This is a genomic window from Roseateles sp. (assembly GCF_049240545.1).
Taxonomy (GTDB): Bacteria; Pseudomonadota; Gammaproteobacteria; order Burkholderiales; family Burkholderiaceae_C; genus Paucibacter_A.
This window is the reverse complement of record NZ_JBMLSK010000010.1, coordinates 18,550-34,627: the sequence shown is the minus strand read 5'-3', so window position 1 is coordinate 34,627 and position 16,078 is coordinate 18,550. Positions and strand designations below refer to the sequence as shown.

Annotated in this window: 15 protein-coding genes; 5 read left to right on the top strand and 10 right to left on the bottom strand. The window is 63.6% G+C overall.

The features are described from left to right. Positions 1–109 precede the first annotated feature (109 nt). The 3 genes from ACOVRJ_RS00620 (at position 110) to ACOVRJ_RS00610 (ending at position 3,799) form a co-directional block, all read left to right on the top strand. Positions 110–2,050, top strand: coding sequence for a transglycosylase SLT domain-containing protein (locus tag ACOVRJ_RS00620; RefSeq protein WP_422041971.1), 1,941 nt, complete (start codon positions 110–112; stop codon positions 2,048–2,050). Continuing rightward, a complete protein-coding gene (locus ACOVRJ_RS00615) occupies positions 2,050–3,012 on the top strand; it encodes a complex I NDUFA9 subunit family protein (RefSeq protein WP_422041970.1) in 963 nt (320 codons plus the stop codon). Before ACOVRJ_RS00620 ends, ACOVRJ_RS00615 begins: the two co-directional genes overlap by 1 nt. A gap of 103 nt (positions 3,013–3,115) precedes the next feature. Further along, complete coding sequence (locus tag ACOVRJ_RS00610) at positions 3,116–3,799, top strand: glutathione S-transferase family protein (RefSeq protein ID WP_422041969.1); 684 nt, start codon at positions 3,116–3,118, stop codon at positions 3,797–3,799. Positions 3,800–3,889: 90 nt separating this feature from the next. On the opposite strand, the gene ACOVRJ_RS00605 is transcribed toward ACOVRJ_RS00610, so the two are convergent. Next, on the bottom strand, positions 3,890–4,390 hold the full coding sequence (locus ACOVRJ_RS00605) for an FxDxF family PEP-CTERM protein (protein WP_422041968.1): 501 nt from the start codon (positions 4,388–4,390) through the stop codon (positions 3,890–3,892). A gap of 135 nt (positions 4,391–4,525) precedes the next feature. Here ACOVRJ_RS00605 and ACOVRJ_RS00600 point away from each other — a divergent pair, with 135 nt between their 5' ends. Next, entirely contained in the window at positions 4,526–5,749 is a 1,224-nt protein-coding gene (locus tag ACOVRJ_RS00600; protein WP_422041967.1) for a multifunctional CCA addition/repair protein, read from the top strand. A 16-nt stretch (positions 5,750–5,765) separates the two neighbouring features. On the opposite strand, the gene ACOVRJ_RS00595 is transcribed toward ACOVRJ_RS00600, so the two are convergent. From ACOVRJ_RS00595 to purE, 9 genes are all read right to left on the bottom strand, one after another. Then, entirely contained in the window at positions 5,766–6,887 is a 1,122-nt protein-coding gene (locus tag ACOVRJ_RS00595; protein WP_422041966.1) for a class I SAM-dependent methyltransferase, read from the bottom strand. Continuing rightward, on the bottom strand, positions 6,887–8,911 hold the full coding sequence (locus ACOVRJ_RS00590) for a putative bifunctional diguanylate cyclase/phosphodiesterase (RefSeq protein WP_422041965.1): 2,025 nt from the start codon (positions 8,909–8,911) through the stop codon (positions 6,887–6,889). Before ACOVRJ_RS00590 ends, ACOVRJ_RS00595 begins: the two co-directional genes overlap by 1 nt. After that, the gene (locus ACOVRJ_RS00585; RefSeq protein WP_422041964.1) at positions 8,908–9,783 is read right to left on the bottom strand and encodes a uracil-DNA glycosylase; all 876 of its coding nucleotides are present in this window, start codon (positions 9,781–9,783) and stop codon (positions 8,908–8,910) included. Before ACOVRJ_RS00585 ends, ACOVRJ_RS00590 begins: the two co-directional genes overlap by 4 nt. Next, positions 9,780–10,292 (bottom strand): ribosomal protein S18-alanine N-acetyltransferase, encoded by a 513-nt coding sequence (gene rimI, locus ACOVRJ_RS00580; RefSeq protein ID WP_422041963.1) that lies wholly within the window; start codon positions 10,290–10,292, stop codon positions 9,780–9,782. Before rimI ends, ACOVRJ_RS00585 begins: the two co-directional genes overlap by 4 nt. After that, positions 10,289–11,008 carry a tRNA (adenosine(37)-N6)-threonylcarbamoyltransferase complex dimerization subunit type 1 TsaB gene (gene tsaB, locus ACOVRJ_RS00575; RefSeq protein WP_422041962.1) on the bottom strand — a complete coding sequence of 240 codons (720 nt, stop codon included), beginning with the start codon at positions 11,006–11,008 and terminating at the stop codon, positions 10,289–10,291. The genes rimI and tsaB overlap by 4 nt, the downstream gene beginning before the upstream one ends. A gap of 117 nt (positions 11,009–11,125) precedes the next feature. Next, the gene (locus ACOVRJ_RS00570; protein ID WP_422041961.1) at positions 11,126–12,091 is read right to left on the bottom strand and encodes an esterase; all 966 of its coding nucleotides are present in this window, start codon (positions 12,089–12,091) and stop codon (positions 11,126–11,128) included. Between the two features lie 34 nt (positions 12,092–12,125). After that, positions 12,126–13,100, bottom strand: a complete 975-nt coding sequence (locus tag ACOVRJ_RS00565; protein WP_422041960.1) for an L-threonylcarbamoyladenylate synthase — start codon at positions 13,098–13,100, stop codon at positions 12,126–12,128. A 16-nt stretch (positions 13,101–13,116) separates the two neighbouring features. Then, positions 13,117–14,286, bottom strand: coding sequence for a 5-(carboxyamino)imidazole ribonucleotide synthase (locus ACOVRJ_RS00560; protein ID WP_422041959.1), 1,170 nt, complete (start codon positions 14,284–14,286; stop codon positions 13,117–13,119). Next, positions 14,286–14,783, bottom strand: a complete 498-nt coding sequence (gene purE / locus ACOVRJ_RS00555) for a 5-(carboxyamino)imidazole ribonucleotide mutase (RefSeq protein ID WP_339596976.1) — start codon at positions 14,781–14,783, stop codon at positions 14,286–14,288. The genes ACOVRJ_RS00560 and purE overlap by 1 nt, the downstream gene beginning before the upstream one ends. 120 nt (positions 14,784–14,903) lie before the next feature. On the opposite strand from purE, the gene ACOVRJ_RS00550 reads away from it, so the two are divergent. Then, positions 14,904–15,863 carry a tetratricopeptide repeat protein gene (locus ACOVRJ_RS00550; RefSeq protein ID WP_422041958.1) on the top strand — a complete coding sequence of 320 codons (960 nt, stop codon included), beginning with the start codon at positions 14,904–14,906 and terminating at the stop codon, positions 15,861–15,863. The last annotated feature ends 215 nt before the right edge of the window (positions 15,864–16,078 follow it).

Sequence of the window (16,078 nt, the reverse complement as noted above, 5' to 3'; positions counted from 1 at the left end):
AGTATATGAAGGACTGGGCGGCAAGCGCGCCCTCGCATGGATGGGCGCCCTTTGTTTGAGCCTCGGTGTGTTGCAACCCTTGCACGCGCAGGCACAAGCAGCGCAAGCCATGCCCGTCGTCAACCAGGCCGACTTGATCACCGAGGCGCACGAAGCGCAGCGCAAGAAGGACCGCAAGCGCTTGGCCGCCTTGAACCAGGCGGCACAGGCCCAGCGCCACCCGCTGGCCGCTTGGGTTGACTATTGGGACCTGGGTCTGCGCTTGTACGAAGTTAGCCAGCCCGAGGTCAATGCGTTTTACGCCCGCTGGCCCGGCACTTATGTGGAGGATCGGCTGCGCAATGATTGGCTGCTGGAGCTGGGCCGGCGCCGCGATTGGGCCAACTTCACGAACGATCATGCGCGCTACCAGATGCGCGATGACCGGGAAGTGGTCTGTTATGCGCTGATGGCCGAGCAGGCCGCCGGCCGCAATGTGCGCGAAGCCGGGCGCGCTGCGTGGCTGGCCCAACGCGATGGTGATGAGGGCTGCAACAGCATGGCCCGCACCCTGCTCGAGGCCAAGCAACTGAGTGAAGACGATGTTTGGTTGAAGCTGCGCCTGAGCGTCGAAGCGCTCAGGCCACGGGCGGCCAAGCAGGCCGCCAATCTGCTGGGCAAGCAGATCGAATTGCATCTGGCCGATATTCAGGAGAATCCGCTGCGCTACATGACCCGCAAGGCCAAGACCGGCGGACGCACGCACAGTGAACTCGCCACACTCGGCCTGATGCGCGTGGCTGCCGCGGATCCCAGCCAGGCCGCGGAACTCTTGTCCAGCCGTTGGGAGAAGGCGCTTTCCACCGAGTTGGCCGCCTGGGCATGGGCGCAGGTCGGCCGTCAGGCTGCTTTCAAACTGCAACCCGAGGCCAGCGATTACTTTGAGCGCGCGCTGAAGCTCAGCCAAAAGCTGCGAAGCCCCCTGGAATGGAGCGATGAAACCTTGGCCTGGGCGACACGCTCAGCGCTGCGCAGCGGCCGCTGGCATCAAGGCCTGCTCGCCATGGGTTTGATGAGCGCCAATGAGCAACGCGATGCCGCATGGCAATACTGGCGCGCACGCGCCTTGCTGGCCACGGCGGCCGATGGCGTCTCAGGCGAAGCCTTGCGGCAAGAAGCGCGCAGCAACCTGCAAAGTCTGGCCTCGCCGCTGAGCTTTTACGGCCGCCTGGCGGCCGAAGACCTGGGGCAACATCTGAGCCTGCCGGCCACGCCCAGCAGCTTGAGCAGCGCCGAGCGCCGACAAGCCCAAGCCCACCCGGGCTTGAACAGCGCGCTGATGATGATTGCTATCGGTCTGCGCAATGAAGGGGTACGCGAATGGAACTACTCACTGCGCGGCATGAACGACCGCGAACTGCGCGCCGCCGCCCAGGAAGCCTGTGACCGCGAGATCTGGGATCGCTGCATCAACACCAGCGAGCGAAGCAAGCAGGAGGTCGATATGGCCCAGCGCTTCCCCACCCCGCACCGCCAAGCCCTGTTAAACCAATCCCGCGAGGCTGGCATTGATCCGGCCTATGTGTACGGCTTGATTCGGCAGGAATCTCGCTTTGTGATGGACGCTCGCTCCCATGTGGGTGCCTCGGGCTTGATGCAGGTGATGCCGGCCACCGCCCGCTGGACGGCCAAGAAGATTGGCATCGAGTTCAGGCCCGAACTGATGAACGACCGGGACTTCAATATCCGCATTGGGACGGCTTACTTGAAGCTGGTCTTGGATGATTTTGAAGGCTCGATCGCGATGGCGGCCGCCGCCTATAACGCGGGGCCTGGACGGCCTCGCCGCTGGCGCGAGGGCCCCACGCTCGACTCCGCCATCTGGGTCGAAAACGTGCCTTTCAATGAAACCCGAGACTACGTCAAGAAGGTTCTGGCCAATGCCACCTTGTACGGGCAGTTGCTGGGTGTCGAGCCCAGCAAGGGCCTGCGCCAACGCCTCGGGCGCAGCATCGGTCCGCGTGAAGCCAGTACCCCGACTGGTGCCAACACACCTGGAGACAATTCCTGATGAATGACTTCAATCCCAAGCTGCTGATTCTTGGCGGCAGCGGCTTCATCGGGCGCAGCCTGTGCGAACAATTGCTGCGGCATTTGGGGGGGCGCGCACGCATCACGGTGCCGACCCGGCGCCTGAGCCATGCCCAAGCCATCCAAGGCTTGCCGGGCCTGACCGTGGTGCAGGCCGATGTTCACGACAGCGCACGCTTGCAGTCCTTGGTCGAGGGCCAGGACATCGTCATCAACTTGATCGCCATCTTGCAAGGCAGCGAAGCCCAGTTTGAGCGCGCCCATGTGCAACTGCCCACCCGCTTGGCCCAAGCCTGCACGGCCGCTGGCGTGCGTCGGCTGATCCATGTCAGCGCGCTGGGCGTGCAGGATGATGCCCCCTCGCGGTACTTGCGTTCCAAGACGCGCGGCGAGGCGGTGCTTCAGTCGGCCGGGCTGGAGTTGACCTTGTTGCGCCCTTCGGTGGTGTTCGGTGCCGCCGACCGTTTCGTCAATCTGTTTGCCAAGCTGCAGGCCCTGTTCCCGGTGATGCCCCTGGCGGGCGCCGGTGTTCGCTTTCAACCGGTTTGGGTGGAGGATGTGGCGAGGGCCCTCGTGGCCTGCGTGCTCGACAAAACCACCATCGGCCAAGTTTATGAGTTGGCCGGGCCGCAGGTCTTGAGCCTGGCGGAGGTTGTCAGAATGGCCGGCCGCTACAGCGGCCACGCGCGGCCGGTCCTGCCCTTGCCTGGCCCACTGGCCTGGGCCCAGGCGGTGATGATGGAGATGATGCCGGGCGAGCCCCTGATGTCACGAGACAATCTGGCTTCGATGAAGATCCCCAATGTGGCCAGCGGGCGACTGCCAGACTTGGCCACACTGGGCATCCAGGCGCAGTCGATGGCCGCCGTGCTGCCGACCTATCTCGGCGCCAGCGAAGGCTGCGCGCGACTGGACCGCTTGCGACGCAAGTCGGGCCGCTGATGCCGCTGAAGCATCACTGGCTTGCGGATTCCTCAGCCCTGGCCCTCGAGGCTACGCCTATGCTCGGCACTGTGAATTGCACGCAGTTATCAGGACCATGGTCATGAACAAGCTCTATATCGGCAATAAAAACTACTCGTCCTGGTCGATGCGGCCATGGGTGCTGTTGCGAGCATTTGATATCCCGTTCGAGGAGGTCAAGCTGCGCTTTGACTTCACGCCAGGGTCGGCGTTCTACCAAGCCATCGCTGCGCTCACACCCACCCGCAAGGTGCCGGTGCTGGTGGAGCCCGACGGTTTCGCCGTCTGGGACACCTTGGCGATTGCCGAGGCGATTGCCGACCAACACCCCGATCTGCCAATCTGGCCGCGTGACCGTCGACAGCGCGCCCGCGCACGCAGTCTGTGCGCCGAGATGCATGCCGGCTTTGGCCAACTGCGCAGCCTGTGCCCGATGAATATCGATGCCGATCTGCGGGAACAAGGCGCCAAGATGCTCGCCGCTGAAACGGGCTTGCAAACCGACTTGGCACGGATGGATGCCCTGTGTAGCGAGGCCGTCACAGCCAGCAAGGGGCCGTTCCTGTTCGGTGAATTCGGTGCTGTTGACGCTTACTTTGCGCCCGTCGTGATGCGGGTGTCACGCTACGGACTGCCCCTCAGCCCCACGGCAGCTACCTATGCCCACACCCTGGAACAGCACCCTGCGGTCAAGGCCTGGGTGGCCGATGCCATGGCGGAAAAAGACTTTCTGGACTTTGAAGAGCCCTACCGCCAATGCCCTTGAGCGAGCCAGTTGGACGCCAGAACGCAAAGAGCGCCACCCGAGCGCTCTTTTTTTCACATCAGGCCTTGAGGGCCCTGGGCAAGACTGGCTTCAGATGGACGAGCGGCGACGAGCCATGAATCCCACTGCGGCCAAGCCTGCCAGCAACAGGGCATAGGTCTCGGGTTCTGGCACCGGGGTCAGGATCAAAGAACCCTGGAAGTTAGCACCGGCGCCCAGGCGGTCCCCGCTGACCTCCACCTGCACTTGGCTCACGGCAGGGAAAGACAAGGAACCCAGATCGATATTGCTACCGCCACTGCTGGGATTCCAAGGCGTGCCGTTGATCGAGACCGAATTCAGCTTGAAATTGCTCCCGCTGATATCACCCAAGACGAAATACGAACCCGCCAAGGTATTGAAACCGAAGTCAGCCGCGTTCAAAACAAAAGAGAAGGACGAGGCTGCATCCAAGGCGGTGATCTGCTTCGCGCCGAACTCGTAGACAAAAGCCTCGGCATCGAAGTAGGAGGCTTCGGTCAAAGTTGCTGCGCCCGCCTGGCCTGACAAGGCGCCGAACAAACTGGCGGCGATCAACAATTTGGATTTCATAACAAGACCTTCTATTTGCTGTAAAAACCGCGTTTTTGTCCCTGCAGCTCGCATTGCCATGATCGGCAAAAAGCTCAGACACTTCCCGGGCACTTTATCAGTTAAGCCTTTCATTTTTTTAGCGAAACCAAGTCAATGAAGCAGTATCTGGTGGGTGGGGCGGTGCGAGACGCCTTGATGGGGCTTCCCGTCAAGGACCGCGATTGGGTGGTCGTTGGCAGCGACCCGGCTGCGATGGAGAGGGCGGGCTTTACGGCGGTAGGGCGGGACTTTCCCGTTTTTCTACATCCCGAGACCCATGAAGAGTACGCACTGGCTCGAACCGAGCGCAAGACGGCACCCGGCTACCACGGCTTTGCCTTCCACGCCTCGCCGGAGGTGACGCTGGAGCAGGACTTGGCCCGTCGCGACCTGACCATCAACGCGATGGCCCAGGACGCGCACGGGCAACTGTCCGACCCCTACGGTGGCCAACGCGACCTGCAAGCCAAGGTCTTGCGCCATGTGTCGGAGGCCTTTTCAGAGGACCCGGTGCGTATCTTGCGTTTGGCACGATTTGCGGCCCGATTTGCCGACTTCAGCGTGGCGCCGGAAACCATGGCGCTGATGCGAGACATGGTGTCCAGCGGTGAGGTCGATGCCCTGGTGGCCGAGCGCGTCTGGCAAGAGTTTTCACACGGGCTGATGGAGAACAAGCCCTCCCGAATGCTGGAAGTGCTGCGCGACTGCGGTGCCTTGGCGCGTTTGGCACCGGAGGTGGATCGCCTGTTCGGCGTGCCACAAACAGCGGTCCACCACCCTGAAGTCGACACCGGCGTGCATCTGCTGATGGTGCTGGATCAATGCGCAGAACAAGCCGCCCCCTTGACCGTGCGATTCGCCAGCCTGTGTCATGACCTGGGCAAGGGGCTGACCCCACCGGAGGTCTTGCCGCGCCATATCGGCCACGAAAGCCGAGGCCTGCCGCTGGTGAGGCGACTCAGCGAGCGCTGGCGTGTACCCACCGACTGCCGTGAGCTGGCCGAGTTGGTTGCGCGCGAGCACACCCATGTGCACCAAAGCCAAGGCTTCGGCCCAGAGGCTCGGCTGCGCCTGCTGGACCGCTGCGATGCCTGGCGGCGCCCCGAACGCTTTGAGCAACTGCTGTGGGCTTGCGAGTGCGATGCCCGCGGCCGCCTGGGCTTTGAGCAAAGGTCTTATCCGCAAAGGCAGCAGTTGCAGCAGGAGTTGAGTGCCCTGCTAGCGATCGATCTGGCGAGCGTCAGTGCTGCTGCGCTGGCCGAGGGCAAGCGCGGGCCAGCCATCGGTCAAGCGGTGCAAGCGGCTCGCTTGGCCGCACTGCAGGCCTTGCAAAACTAGCCGAGACAAAACGGCTTCACAAGGTATGGGATCGATCGCCACGGGCAAAGCCCATGGCCTCAAAGCCTTCACCAACCGCAAAGCCGATGACCTTGAACAACTCACCCATCTCATGCTCGGCGATCAGCTTGTGGGCCATCGCGCGTTCCGCAATCCCGGCATGCTCCAGCAAAGCGCCCAGACCGCAGTTCAACAAGAAGTTGGCTTGGCTGGTGTAGCCCAACACCTGCAGGCCTGCGTCCTGCCCGGCCAGGGCGATGCCGGTGAAGTTGACATGAGCGGTGATGTCTTTCTGACCCAATAAGCGCAGCGGGTCCGGATCCGCCTTGTGCAAATGGTGGCACATCAAGGTGCCCCCATTGCGCTGCGGGTGGTAGTACTCGGCCTCCGGGAAGCCATAGTCGATCAAAAAGATCGCCCCGCGTTGCAGGCGGCTCGCCAAGGTGCGAACAAAGGCTTCGCCCTGGGCATGGGTTTCCGTCACCGTGCCGGGTGCAAAACTGCGCGCCGCGTGTTCCTCCGACAAGGGCGGGCGCAACTCAGTGGGCCGATCGGCAAAGGCCAGTCGCCCCGCCGGATCCACGACCACGCCACGCTCGAACCACTGCTGCCCATCAAAGCTGAGCAATTGCACCGGCATGGCATCCAAGACCTCGTTGCCCACCACCACTCCGGCGAAGTGCTCAGGCAGTGCATCCAACCACACCACCTTGTCGCCCCAAGGCGCCAAGCGTTCGGCCTGGCGCTGACGCAGCGTCCCCGAGAGATCGACGATGCTGTAGCGGCGCACCCGATCACCCAAGGCCCCCAGCAACTGCGCGGCCAGGGCGCCGGTCCCGGCACCGAACTCCCACAGCTCATCGGTCTGGGCCGCCTGCAAGGCCTGCTCGAGCTGCACCGCCAGGGTTCGGCCAAACAAGGGTGACATTTCCGGCGCGGTGACAAAGTCCGAGCCGCTTTGCGGCATCAGGCCGAACTTCTGCCCTTGATTGCTGTAATAGCCCAAGCCGGGCGCATACAAGACCAAGGCCATAAAGCGGTCAAAACCCAACCAGCCTCCCGCCTCGGCGATGTGCTGCCTCAGCAACTCATCCAAAGCCGAGCGCGCCGGCTCGGCATCCCTGCTCATTTCAGTCATCACTCCAACCCTGGCCGTTTCACTTGTGAGAAGGCGCCACCTTGAGCCAGCCAATACTCGAAGGCCGAGGCCGACATCGGCTCGCCAATCAACTCGCCCTGCAAACCGCCACAGCCCCACTGCCGCAGCAAATCGCGTTGCGCCTCATTGCGAACCCCTTCGGCGCTGACCTTCAGGCCTAAGCCATCGGCCATCTGAATGATGGCCCGGGTGATCGCAGCCGAGCCCTGGTCTTCGGGCAGGGCGGCCACAAAACTCTGGTCAATCTTGAGCTTGTCCAAGGGCAAGCGGGTGAGGTGCGCCAAGGAGGTATAGCCGGTGCCAAAGTCATCGACAGACACGGTCAGGCCCAGTGCGCGCAAAGCCGCCAGCGTCAAGGGCGCGCTGGCGATCTCATCCATCAACATGCGCTCGGTCAGTTCCAACTCCAACCAAGCCCCCGGCACTCCCAGATCCCGCAAGACGCGCGCCACCATGTCCCCAAAACCCTCGAGGCGAAACTGCATGCGGGAAAGATTGACGGCAATCGGCACCGGCGCGATGCCGTGCTGATGCCACGCTCGTGCCTGCAAGGCCGAGGCACGCATCACCCAAGCCCCGAGATCCAACATCAAGCGATGCCGCTCTGCCACATCAATGAAAGCGTCGGGGCTCAGCAAGCCGCGCTGTGGGTGCTGCCAGCGCAACAAGGCTTCTGCACCGATCAAGGCACCGGTGTGGGCATCCACCTGAGGCTGGAAAAAGAGTACGAACTCATTGCGTTCCAAGGCCTGCGTCAACTGGCTTTCAAGCACCAACTCGGCATAGGCATGCTCGGCCAGCGAGGGCTCGTAAAAGCGGAAACCTGCCCGGCCACCCGCCTTGGCCTGATACATGGCCATATCGGCGTGCTGCATCAAGGCATCCACCCGCCCGCCGTGTTCGGGAAAGAGGCAGACCCCAATGGAGGGTGTCACCGTCAACATGCAGCCGTCCACCATCACCGGCACTTCCACCACGGCGAGCAAGGCCATCAGCACCGCCATCACATCGCTGCGCTCATGCACATCGCCGAGCAGCACGACAAATTCGTCCCCGCCGAAACGCGCCACCAAATCGGTTGAGCGCAGGCAGTCGCTGATGCGCTCGGCCACGGTGATCAAGACCTTGTCGCCCTCCATATGGCCGAGAGAATCATTGACTCGTTTGAAGTTATCCAGGTCAATGAACAACAAGGCCAGCTTGCGCTCTTGGACGCCAGCCGCCTGCATCAAGGCTGCCGCCCGTTCCATGAAGGCGCTGCGATTCAGCAGTCCAGTCAAATCATCGTGATGCGCCAGATGCTCGATGCGAGCTTGGGCGGCCATTCGGTCACGGATGTCCCGCACGATGCTCATGCGCAGCGCCTCGCCACCGCAGGTCATCGTGCGAACGATCAATTCAACCGGAATGATGCCCCCCTCTCGGTGCAGCAGTCCGGCCTCGTAACGCAACTCTTGGCCCGATTGCATCACCGCGAGCACCTTGGCCCGGTCAGCCTCGCGCACAAAGTCCAGCACCTGCAGACCCAGCACTTCATCCAATTCATAACCCAGCAAAGCGCAGATCGGGCGATTGGCGTCAACGATGCGGCCGTCCTTGTGGAACAAGATGCCCTCGGCCGAGGCCTGCATGAATTTCTCCAAGCGGGCTTCGGTTTGGCTGACCGCCTGTTCAATCTGACGCCTCTGCGCTTGGGTGCTCGCCCCTCTCGCGGCCAAGCAAGTGCAGAGATAGGCGGAAGCCGCCACATCCCAACGGCCCACCAGGTGTGCGGCGTCGGGTGCCAGCAAGGCCAACTCAAAGTCGCTCTTTTGCGCCAAAGCGGCAGCCAGTTCCGCGCCATGACTCACCAAGGTGCAGCGCACGCCAAGCTCTCCGAAGCCTTGTGCACGCCAAGCCGCATTGCAATCCAGCACCCAGCCGCGTGGATCCAGCATCGCCACGGGCACCGGCAGCAAACGCCAATCGACGGCCGGGCGGGGTAGCGCGCCCGCCGCACTCATGCCTCAGTCCTCGTGTTCGAGAGTTGCTGACGCGCCAGACAAAGATCCTCCCAAGCCCGCGCCTTCTCGGCCGGGTTGCGCAGCAAATAGCTGAGCGGGAAGCTGACAATGACGGGGATCCCCTGATAACGATGCACTTGCCCTCGCAAGCGCCCCAAGGCTTCTTGTGTGTGCAACAAAGACTGCACGGCCATCCGCCCCAAGGCCAGGATGACGCGCGGCTGCAGCAACTCGATTTGGCGCTGCAGATAGGGCTCGCATTGCGCCAGCTCTTGTGCCCCAGGGCTACGACCCGCTGTTGCGCCACACTTCAGTGCATTCAGCATCGACACCTGCCCCGCAGATTCCTCGGCGTCCAGGCCCAGCGCTCGCAACATATTGTTCAGCAACTGCCCCGACTGCCCTGCAAACGCCTGCCCCTGGGCGAGCTCTGCCTCGCCGGGCATATCGCCCACCACCAGCCAGGGCGCTTTGGCTTGACCGCGACCCAAGACCGCATCACCGGCCGACCGACGCCCCTCGCACAAATAGCAGGCCCGACAATCACCCACACTGTGACGCAGCGTCAACCAGTCCATGCCCGCGATGGCGGACACGCGCTGATCTCCGTTCACTAGCGCTCGCACTACTGGCGACGCAGGCTGGGCTGGCGCAGCCCGAAGCAACTCAGCCGGCAAGGCTTGCATGGCCTGCTTCGCTGGCGGCGCAGAGGCTGCGGACGAGGGCGCCGGGGTATCCGGGGTCGCCGCGATCTCAGCAGTCTCAAGCGACTCGACCTGCAAGTCAGGCGACAGGTCGAGCTCCTCCAAGCGCGTCCAAACCCGCAGCCCCATGGCCGCAAGCATGCTGCGCTGGCGATCATCCCAACTCATGACACCACCGCCAAACTCATCAGGCAAGCGTCTTCCCGGGGGCCCTGCAAGACGGGGTAATACCCTCGCCGCAGTCCCACCTCGGTAAAGCCATAGCGTCGATACACCTCGCGCGCGCGGTGATTGCTGACCCGCACCTCCAGCCACAGCTGAGGGCAAGCCTGTTCCTCGCAGATTCGGCGCAAAGCATCCAGCATCTGGCACGCCCAACCTTGGCCTTGAAACTCAGCCGCAACCGAGATGTTCAGCAAATGCATCTCCTCAAACCCCTGCATCGCCAGAAAGTAGCCCAGCAGCGGTGCGCGGATTTCACGCAGCGCCGGCGCCCGCCGCAAGACAAAGGCCTGGTAGCCCGCGGCCATCGAGTCGACAAAATTGCCCTCCGACCAAGGCAGGGGATAAACCGCGCGCTCAATCGCCATCACCTCAGGCAAGTCAGACGCCCGCATCGGGTGCAAGCGCGCCGCGCCCCCCGGGCGCTCTAATGGCTTGCTGAGCAAGGCACTCATGCGCGGCTCACCTGCAGCTTGAGCGCCAGGCGCTCTGCGGTGGTTTGCGCGACCTTGTCACGCACATAAAGCGGCATCGCCTCGGCCGGATCCAATCGCGCACCAGTGTCCCAGGCTTGCACCGCCAAGGTCGCCAAGGCCGCGGCACGCGACTGACATTGCGGCCACTGCAGGCTCTGGCCAGACCAAGCCTGCAGGACTGGCGCGAACTCGGTCAAAGCGGAGCCACACAAGGCCGGGGGCTGAGGCCAGGCCGCAAGCAAGGCCTCAGGCGAGTACAGCGCGGGGGCCTGCTCCACCTGCCAGCGCCCGGCGTCCCAGCGATACAACCCGGCATAGATTTCGCCCATACGGGCATCCATGGCCACACCGATCAAACCTTCAAACTGCGGACCGGCCTGAAGGCGCGCGTCCTCGGCCACCAAGAGCAGGCTGTCCAAGGCCAAGACCGGTTTGCCCGCACCAAAAGCCAAGCCCTGGACCACGGCGCAGGCAGCACGAATACCGGTGAAAGCCCCGGGTCCCCGACCAAAAGCAATCGCATCCACATCGGCCAGTTTCAGCCCCGCCTGCGCCAGCAAAGCCAAGGCCTCGGGCACCAGACGCGCGGAGGCCTGCGGCCCGCCTGCAGCCTCGAACAGCCACTGCCCTGCCGGGCTGCTCAAGGCAAGCGCCATTGTTTCCGTCGAACTATCCAAGGCCAGCAATACAGTCATCGCGGAAGTGTAGCTTTGGCGAAGTTTTGAGACTTCCAGGAAGCCCAGGTGCAGACGAAAAAGCCCGGCCGCTGCGCGACCGGGCTAAACAGAGAGGCAGCCCTCGCGGGCCAAGCATCAGAAAGGATTGTTGCGAGCGCGAGCGACGCCCATAAAGCCGATCTGGCCATGCGCGGCCGGACTCAACAAGCGGTCGGTCGCCCACATATAGCTCTTCCAAGCGTCGCTGGTGGTGGCGGCCGTGGTCAAGGTCTTGGTCGTGCAATCGGTCGCGGCCACGGTGCTCAGGCAAGCCGCATCCACCACGTTGCCGAACTGCTGGAACTTCACCCATTTCTGCGACTCGACCTCGGGGTCGGCCAAACCGATCAGGCGCCCATCATTGATGATGGTGATGCGCATCTCAATATTGAAAGCAGTGGTCAATTCGCTAAGCAGCTTGGCGCGGCCGGCATTGAGCTTTTCGTCCGCCAAAGCCTTGGGGCTGAGCCCCAGATCGGGCAGCGTCATCAGAATGGTCCGGCCATTCGCATTGGCGAGTCGATTGACCTGATTGCCCAAATCGGCACCGCGGGCCCGCGCCTCACCCAACAAGGCGTCACGCGATTGAGCCGGGAATTTCGCGTAAATCTCCCAGATGTCGTTGGCACCGACCATGACCGTCAACAAGTCCTTCGGCCCAATCGTGCCTGAAGCGCCCGAGGCCAAGTGCGCGTCAATTTGCGCCTTGAAGCCCGACACCTTGGCCCCGGCCTGCGCGTACATCAAGCCCTGGGGATTCGCCACCTTGTCGGGATTGCACTGCGGAAACACCAGGCCGTATGCAGAAGCCATGGCCTGAGTCCAGATCGGCTCGCTCTTGCACTCCAGCGCTCCGCTGGTGGCATTGAGGAAGTTGATGGTGTGCTTTTTGCTGTCCGAGGTGATCACGCTGGATTCATCGCCAAAGGCAATGATGCGGGTCGGCACAAAGGGCTCAATCTGCTGAGTCCCACCGCCGCAGCCGGCCAAAGCGGCGCCGAGGGCCAAAGTTAGCAACAAAACACGGCCATAGCGACCTGCACCGCCTTGAATACGCTTCATGAACATTCCATCCCGAAAACTCAAACTCACACCATCACTCAAAAGCCGCAGCGGCACGGGTCAGGCGATCCCTGACCCCGTCCCACTCGCGCGCCGGCGGCGGCGACTCCACCCAAATCTCACGTGCGCCGGCGGCATCCAAGTCGCGCAGCACGGCAAACAACTGCTGCGCGGCGGCCACGGCGTCCAGCGGCATGGGCTGCAAAATGCCGCCCGCAAAAGCCAAGACCGTGCGGGAATATACCGCCAGCCCTTCAGGCAAGGCCTCAGACAGGCGCTGCTGCAATTGCTCGGTGCTGAGCAAGCGCACCGTGGCGCAAGGCGCATAGTGGGCCACCAAAGTACCCGAGGCGCGCGGCGCGGCAGCATCGGGCGCCAGCAAAGGCGAGCCGATGGCGGCTTCGATCTGCGCCACCGTCAAGACTCCCGGGCGCAGCAAAACCGCCTGGCCACGGCTGCAATCGACGATGCTGGACTCAATGCCCACCGCACAATCACCACCGTCCAAGACCAGCAAATCGGCATCAAATTCATCGGCCACATGGGCCGCCCGCGTCGGGCTGACGCGACCAAAACGGTTGGCGCTGGGCGCAGCGACGCCGCGCACACCCTGCTGCCGAGCTGCCGCCAACAAGGCCCGCGCGACCGGGTGCGCCGGGCAACGCAGGCCGATGCTGGACTGCCCTCCGGCCGAAGCCGCCGCAATGCCTTCGGCGCGCGGCACGATCACTGTCATCGGCCCCGGCCAGAAGGCCTGCATCAAACGCTTGGCAACCTCGGGCAAGTCAGCGGCAAAGTAGGCGGCGTCGTCCGCGTCCAGCACATGCACGATCAAAGGGTGATCGGCCGGCCGACCCTTGGCGGCGAAGATCTTGGCCACGGCAGCGTCATCATCGGCGCGCGCACCGAGGCCATAGACCGTCTCGGTCGGCAAGGCCACCAAGTCACCGGCGGCCAAGGCGCGCGCGGCCGTGGCAATGGCCTGAGGATCGTTGCCGTTCAAAAGCATGGTCAGAACCTTCTGCTCACCACGCGGTCGGCAGACCCAGCAGGGCCGCCGCTTGGCGAGCCAAAGCCTCGGCCTGCTCGGCCGTGGCGGCAGTAATGTTCAGATGGCCGATCTTGCGGCCGACGCGAGCGCTGCTTTTGCCGTACAGATGCAAATGCGTACCCGGCAGGGCCAAGACCGCATCCCAAGGCGGCGTGCGCTCGACGCCTTGGGCGTCAAACCACAAGTCACCCAGCAGGTTCAACATCACGGTCGGTGAATGCAGACGCGGCTGGCGCAGCGGCAGGCCGGCCATGGCGCGCACTTGCAGATCAAACTGCGAGACATCGCAGGCGTTCATCGTGTAGTGCCCCGAGTTGTGCGGGCGCGGTGCCATTTCGTTGACGATCAGGCGGCCGTCTTGCAGCACAAAGAACTCGACGCAGAGCACGCCGACGTAATTCATCGAAGCGGCAATGCGGGCGGCCGAGGCCAGGGCTTCGGCCTGCAAAGCCTCGGAGACAGCCGGCGCCGGCACCTGGGTGACGGCCAAAATCCCGTCGATATGCAGGTTTTGCTGCACCGGGAACTGCACGATCTCGCCCTGGGCATTGCGGGCGCTGATGACCGACAACTCCAGCGCCAGCGGCAGCATTTGCTCGAGCACGCAGTCAACCTGCTTCAACTCGGCCCAGGCTGCGGCCAACTCGGCACGACTGCGCACACGCACCTGGCCTTTGCCGTCGTAGCCCATGCGGGTGGTTTTCAAAATGCCGGGCAGCAAGTCCTCGCTGACGGCCTGCAAGGCCGCCTCGCTATTGATCACCGCATAGGGAGCGCAAGCCACGCCGCTGGCCGCGAAATGCGCCTTCTCGGCGGCACGGTCTTGGCAGATGGCCACGGCCGAGCCTGCGGGCGCGACCACACGGCTTTGCGCCAGTTGCTCGAGCGCCTGGGCCGGCACGTTTTCAAATTCGGTGGTGATGGCCTCGCACTGCGCGCTCAACTGCTGCAGGCCGGCTTCGTCCAGATAGCCGCTTTGCACATGGCCATGGGCCACCAGGCCGGCCGGACTGTCGGCATCGGGGTCCAGCACCACGGTGCGGTAGCCCAGACTTTGGGCGGCATGCACAAACATGCGGCCAAGTTGGCCGCCACCCATCACGCCCAGCGTGGCTTCGCCCGGCAGCAAGGTCTTGCCGGCCATCAGACCAGATCCTTGCTCATGGCCCGCGCCACTTCGGTTTGGCGGGCGCGGAAGGCTTGCAGCTTGTCACGCAGAGCGGCGTCGTGATTGGCCAGCATGGCCACGGCGAACAGCGCCGCATTGCCGGCGCCAGCCGTGCCGATGGCGAAAGTGGCGACCGGAATGCCCTTGGGCATCTGGACGATGGAGTGCAGCGAATCCACACCTTGCAGATGACGGCTGGCCACCGGTACACCCAGCACCGGCACCACTGTTTTGGCGGCCAGCATGCCCGGCAGATGCGCGGCACCGCCGGCACCCGCGATGATGGCCTGCAGGCCACGACCGGCCGCGCTTTCCGCATAGGCGAACATATCGTCCGGCATGCGGTGGGCCGACACCACCTGGGTCTCATAGGCGATGCCGAACTCGGCGAGAATGTCGGCGGCGTGCTTCATGGTTTCCCAGTCACTGCTGGAACCCATCACCACGCCAATCAGGGGAGTTGCTGTCTTCATGGAGGTGCCCGGCAGAATCTGCACGGCTCGCTTCGTCAAAGGCTGGAAAGCCTTGAATTGTAGGCGGCCAGGGCCACCTAGCCCCATTCACCCATTGTTGACCTCCAAGTTCGGCTCGCCATGATCGACATCACGCTACAAAACTTCGAATCTGAACTCATCACCGGCTCCATGCAGCAGCCGGTGCTGCTGGACATCTGGGCGCCCTGGTGCGGCCCCTGCCGCACCCTGGGCCCGATGCTGGAAGAGCTGGAAGAAGCCTACGCCGGCCGCTTCACCCTGGCCAAGCTCAACAGCGACGAAGTGCCTGAGATCGCCACCCAGCTGAGCCAGATGTTTGGCGTGCGCAGCATCCCGTTTTGCGTGATGTTCGTCGGCGGCCAGCCGGTCGACGGTTTCGTCGGCGCGGTGCCGGAAGCGCAGATCCGCGAGTTCCTGGACAAGCATGTGCGGCCCGGTGAGGTCTTGGCGGCCCAGGAAGATGTGGCCGAGGCCGAAGCGCTGTTGGCCGACGGCGATCTGGAATCTGCCCTGGGTAAGCTGCAACAAGCACTGGAAAGCGACCCCGCCAACGAGGTCGCCCGTTTTGACTATGTGAAGGCCTTGCTGGAGCTGGGCCTGCTGGGCGAAGCCCAAGAGGCCTTTGCGCCAGTGGCCGCCAAGGCGGCTGACACCATCACCCCGCATGCACGCTTTGGCGCGCTGGCGCATTGGCTGGCTGCTTGCGAGAGGGCAGCGGCCGGCATCGATGTTCCGGCCTTGCAAGCCGCGATTGAAAGCAACAAACGCGACTTTGAAGCCCGCTTCGCCTTGGTCCAGGGCCTGATGGCCGAGCAGCGCTTCACCGACGCCATGGACGCGCTGCTGGAAATCATCATGCGCGACAAGACGTGGAACCAAGAGCTGGCCCGCAAGACCTATGTGGCCATCTTGGAACTGCTGAGCAAGCCGGCGCCGAAGCCGGCGGCCACCGAGGCCAAGACCAAGGGTGCGCTGGAGTTGGCCGGTCAGGCTGTGGCCGTCGTGCGCGATCCCTTGCTGGACCAGTACCGCCGCAAGCTCAGCATGGCGCTGAACTGAAGCCACACACCCAAGCCAGCCGGTCGCTTGGGGGCTTGCTTCGGACTTGCTGCCCTGGGCCGCGCAAGTTTTTGGCCACTCCACTCAGCGGTTCGTGCGGCAGAAAAGTGCCCTGACCGGAATTTCGAGTTTTGCTTGCCCACGCAAAGTTGACTCGGCCCGCCGCCGTGCTCATGGTGCCCGGGCCGGCTCTGACGAGCCGACTCCCCTCGGCA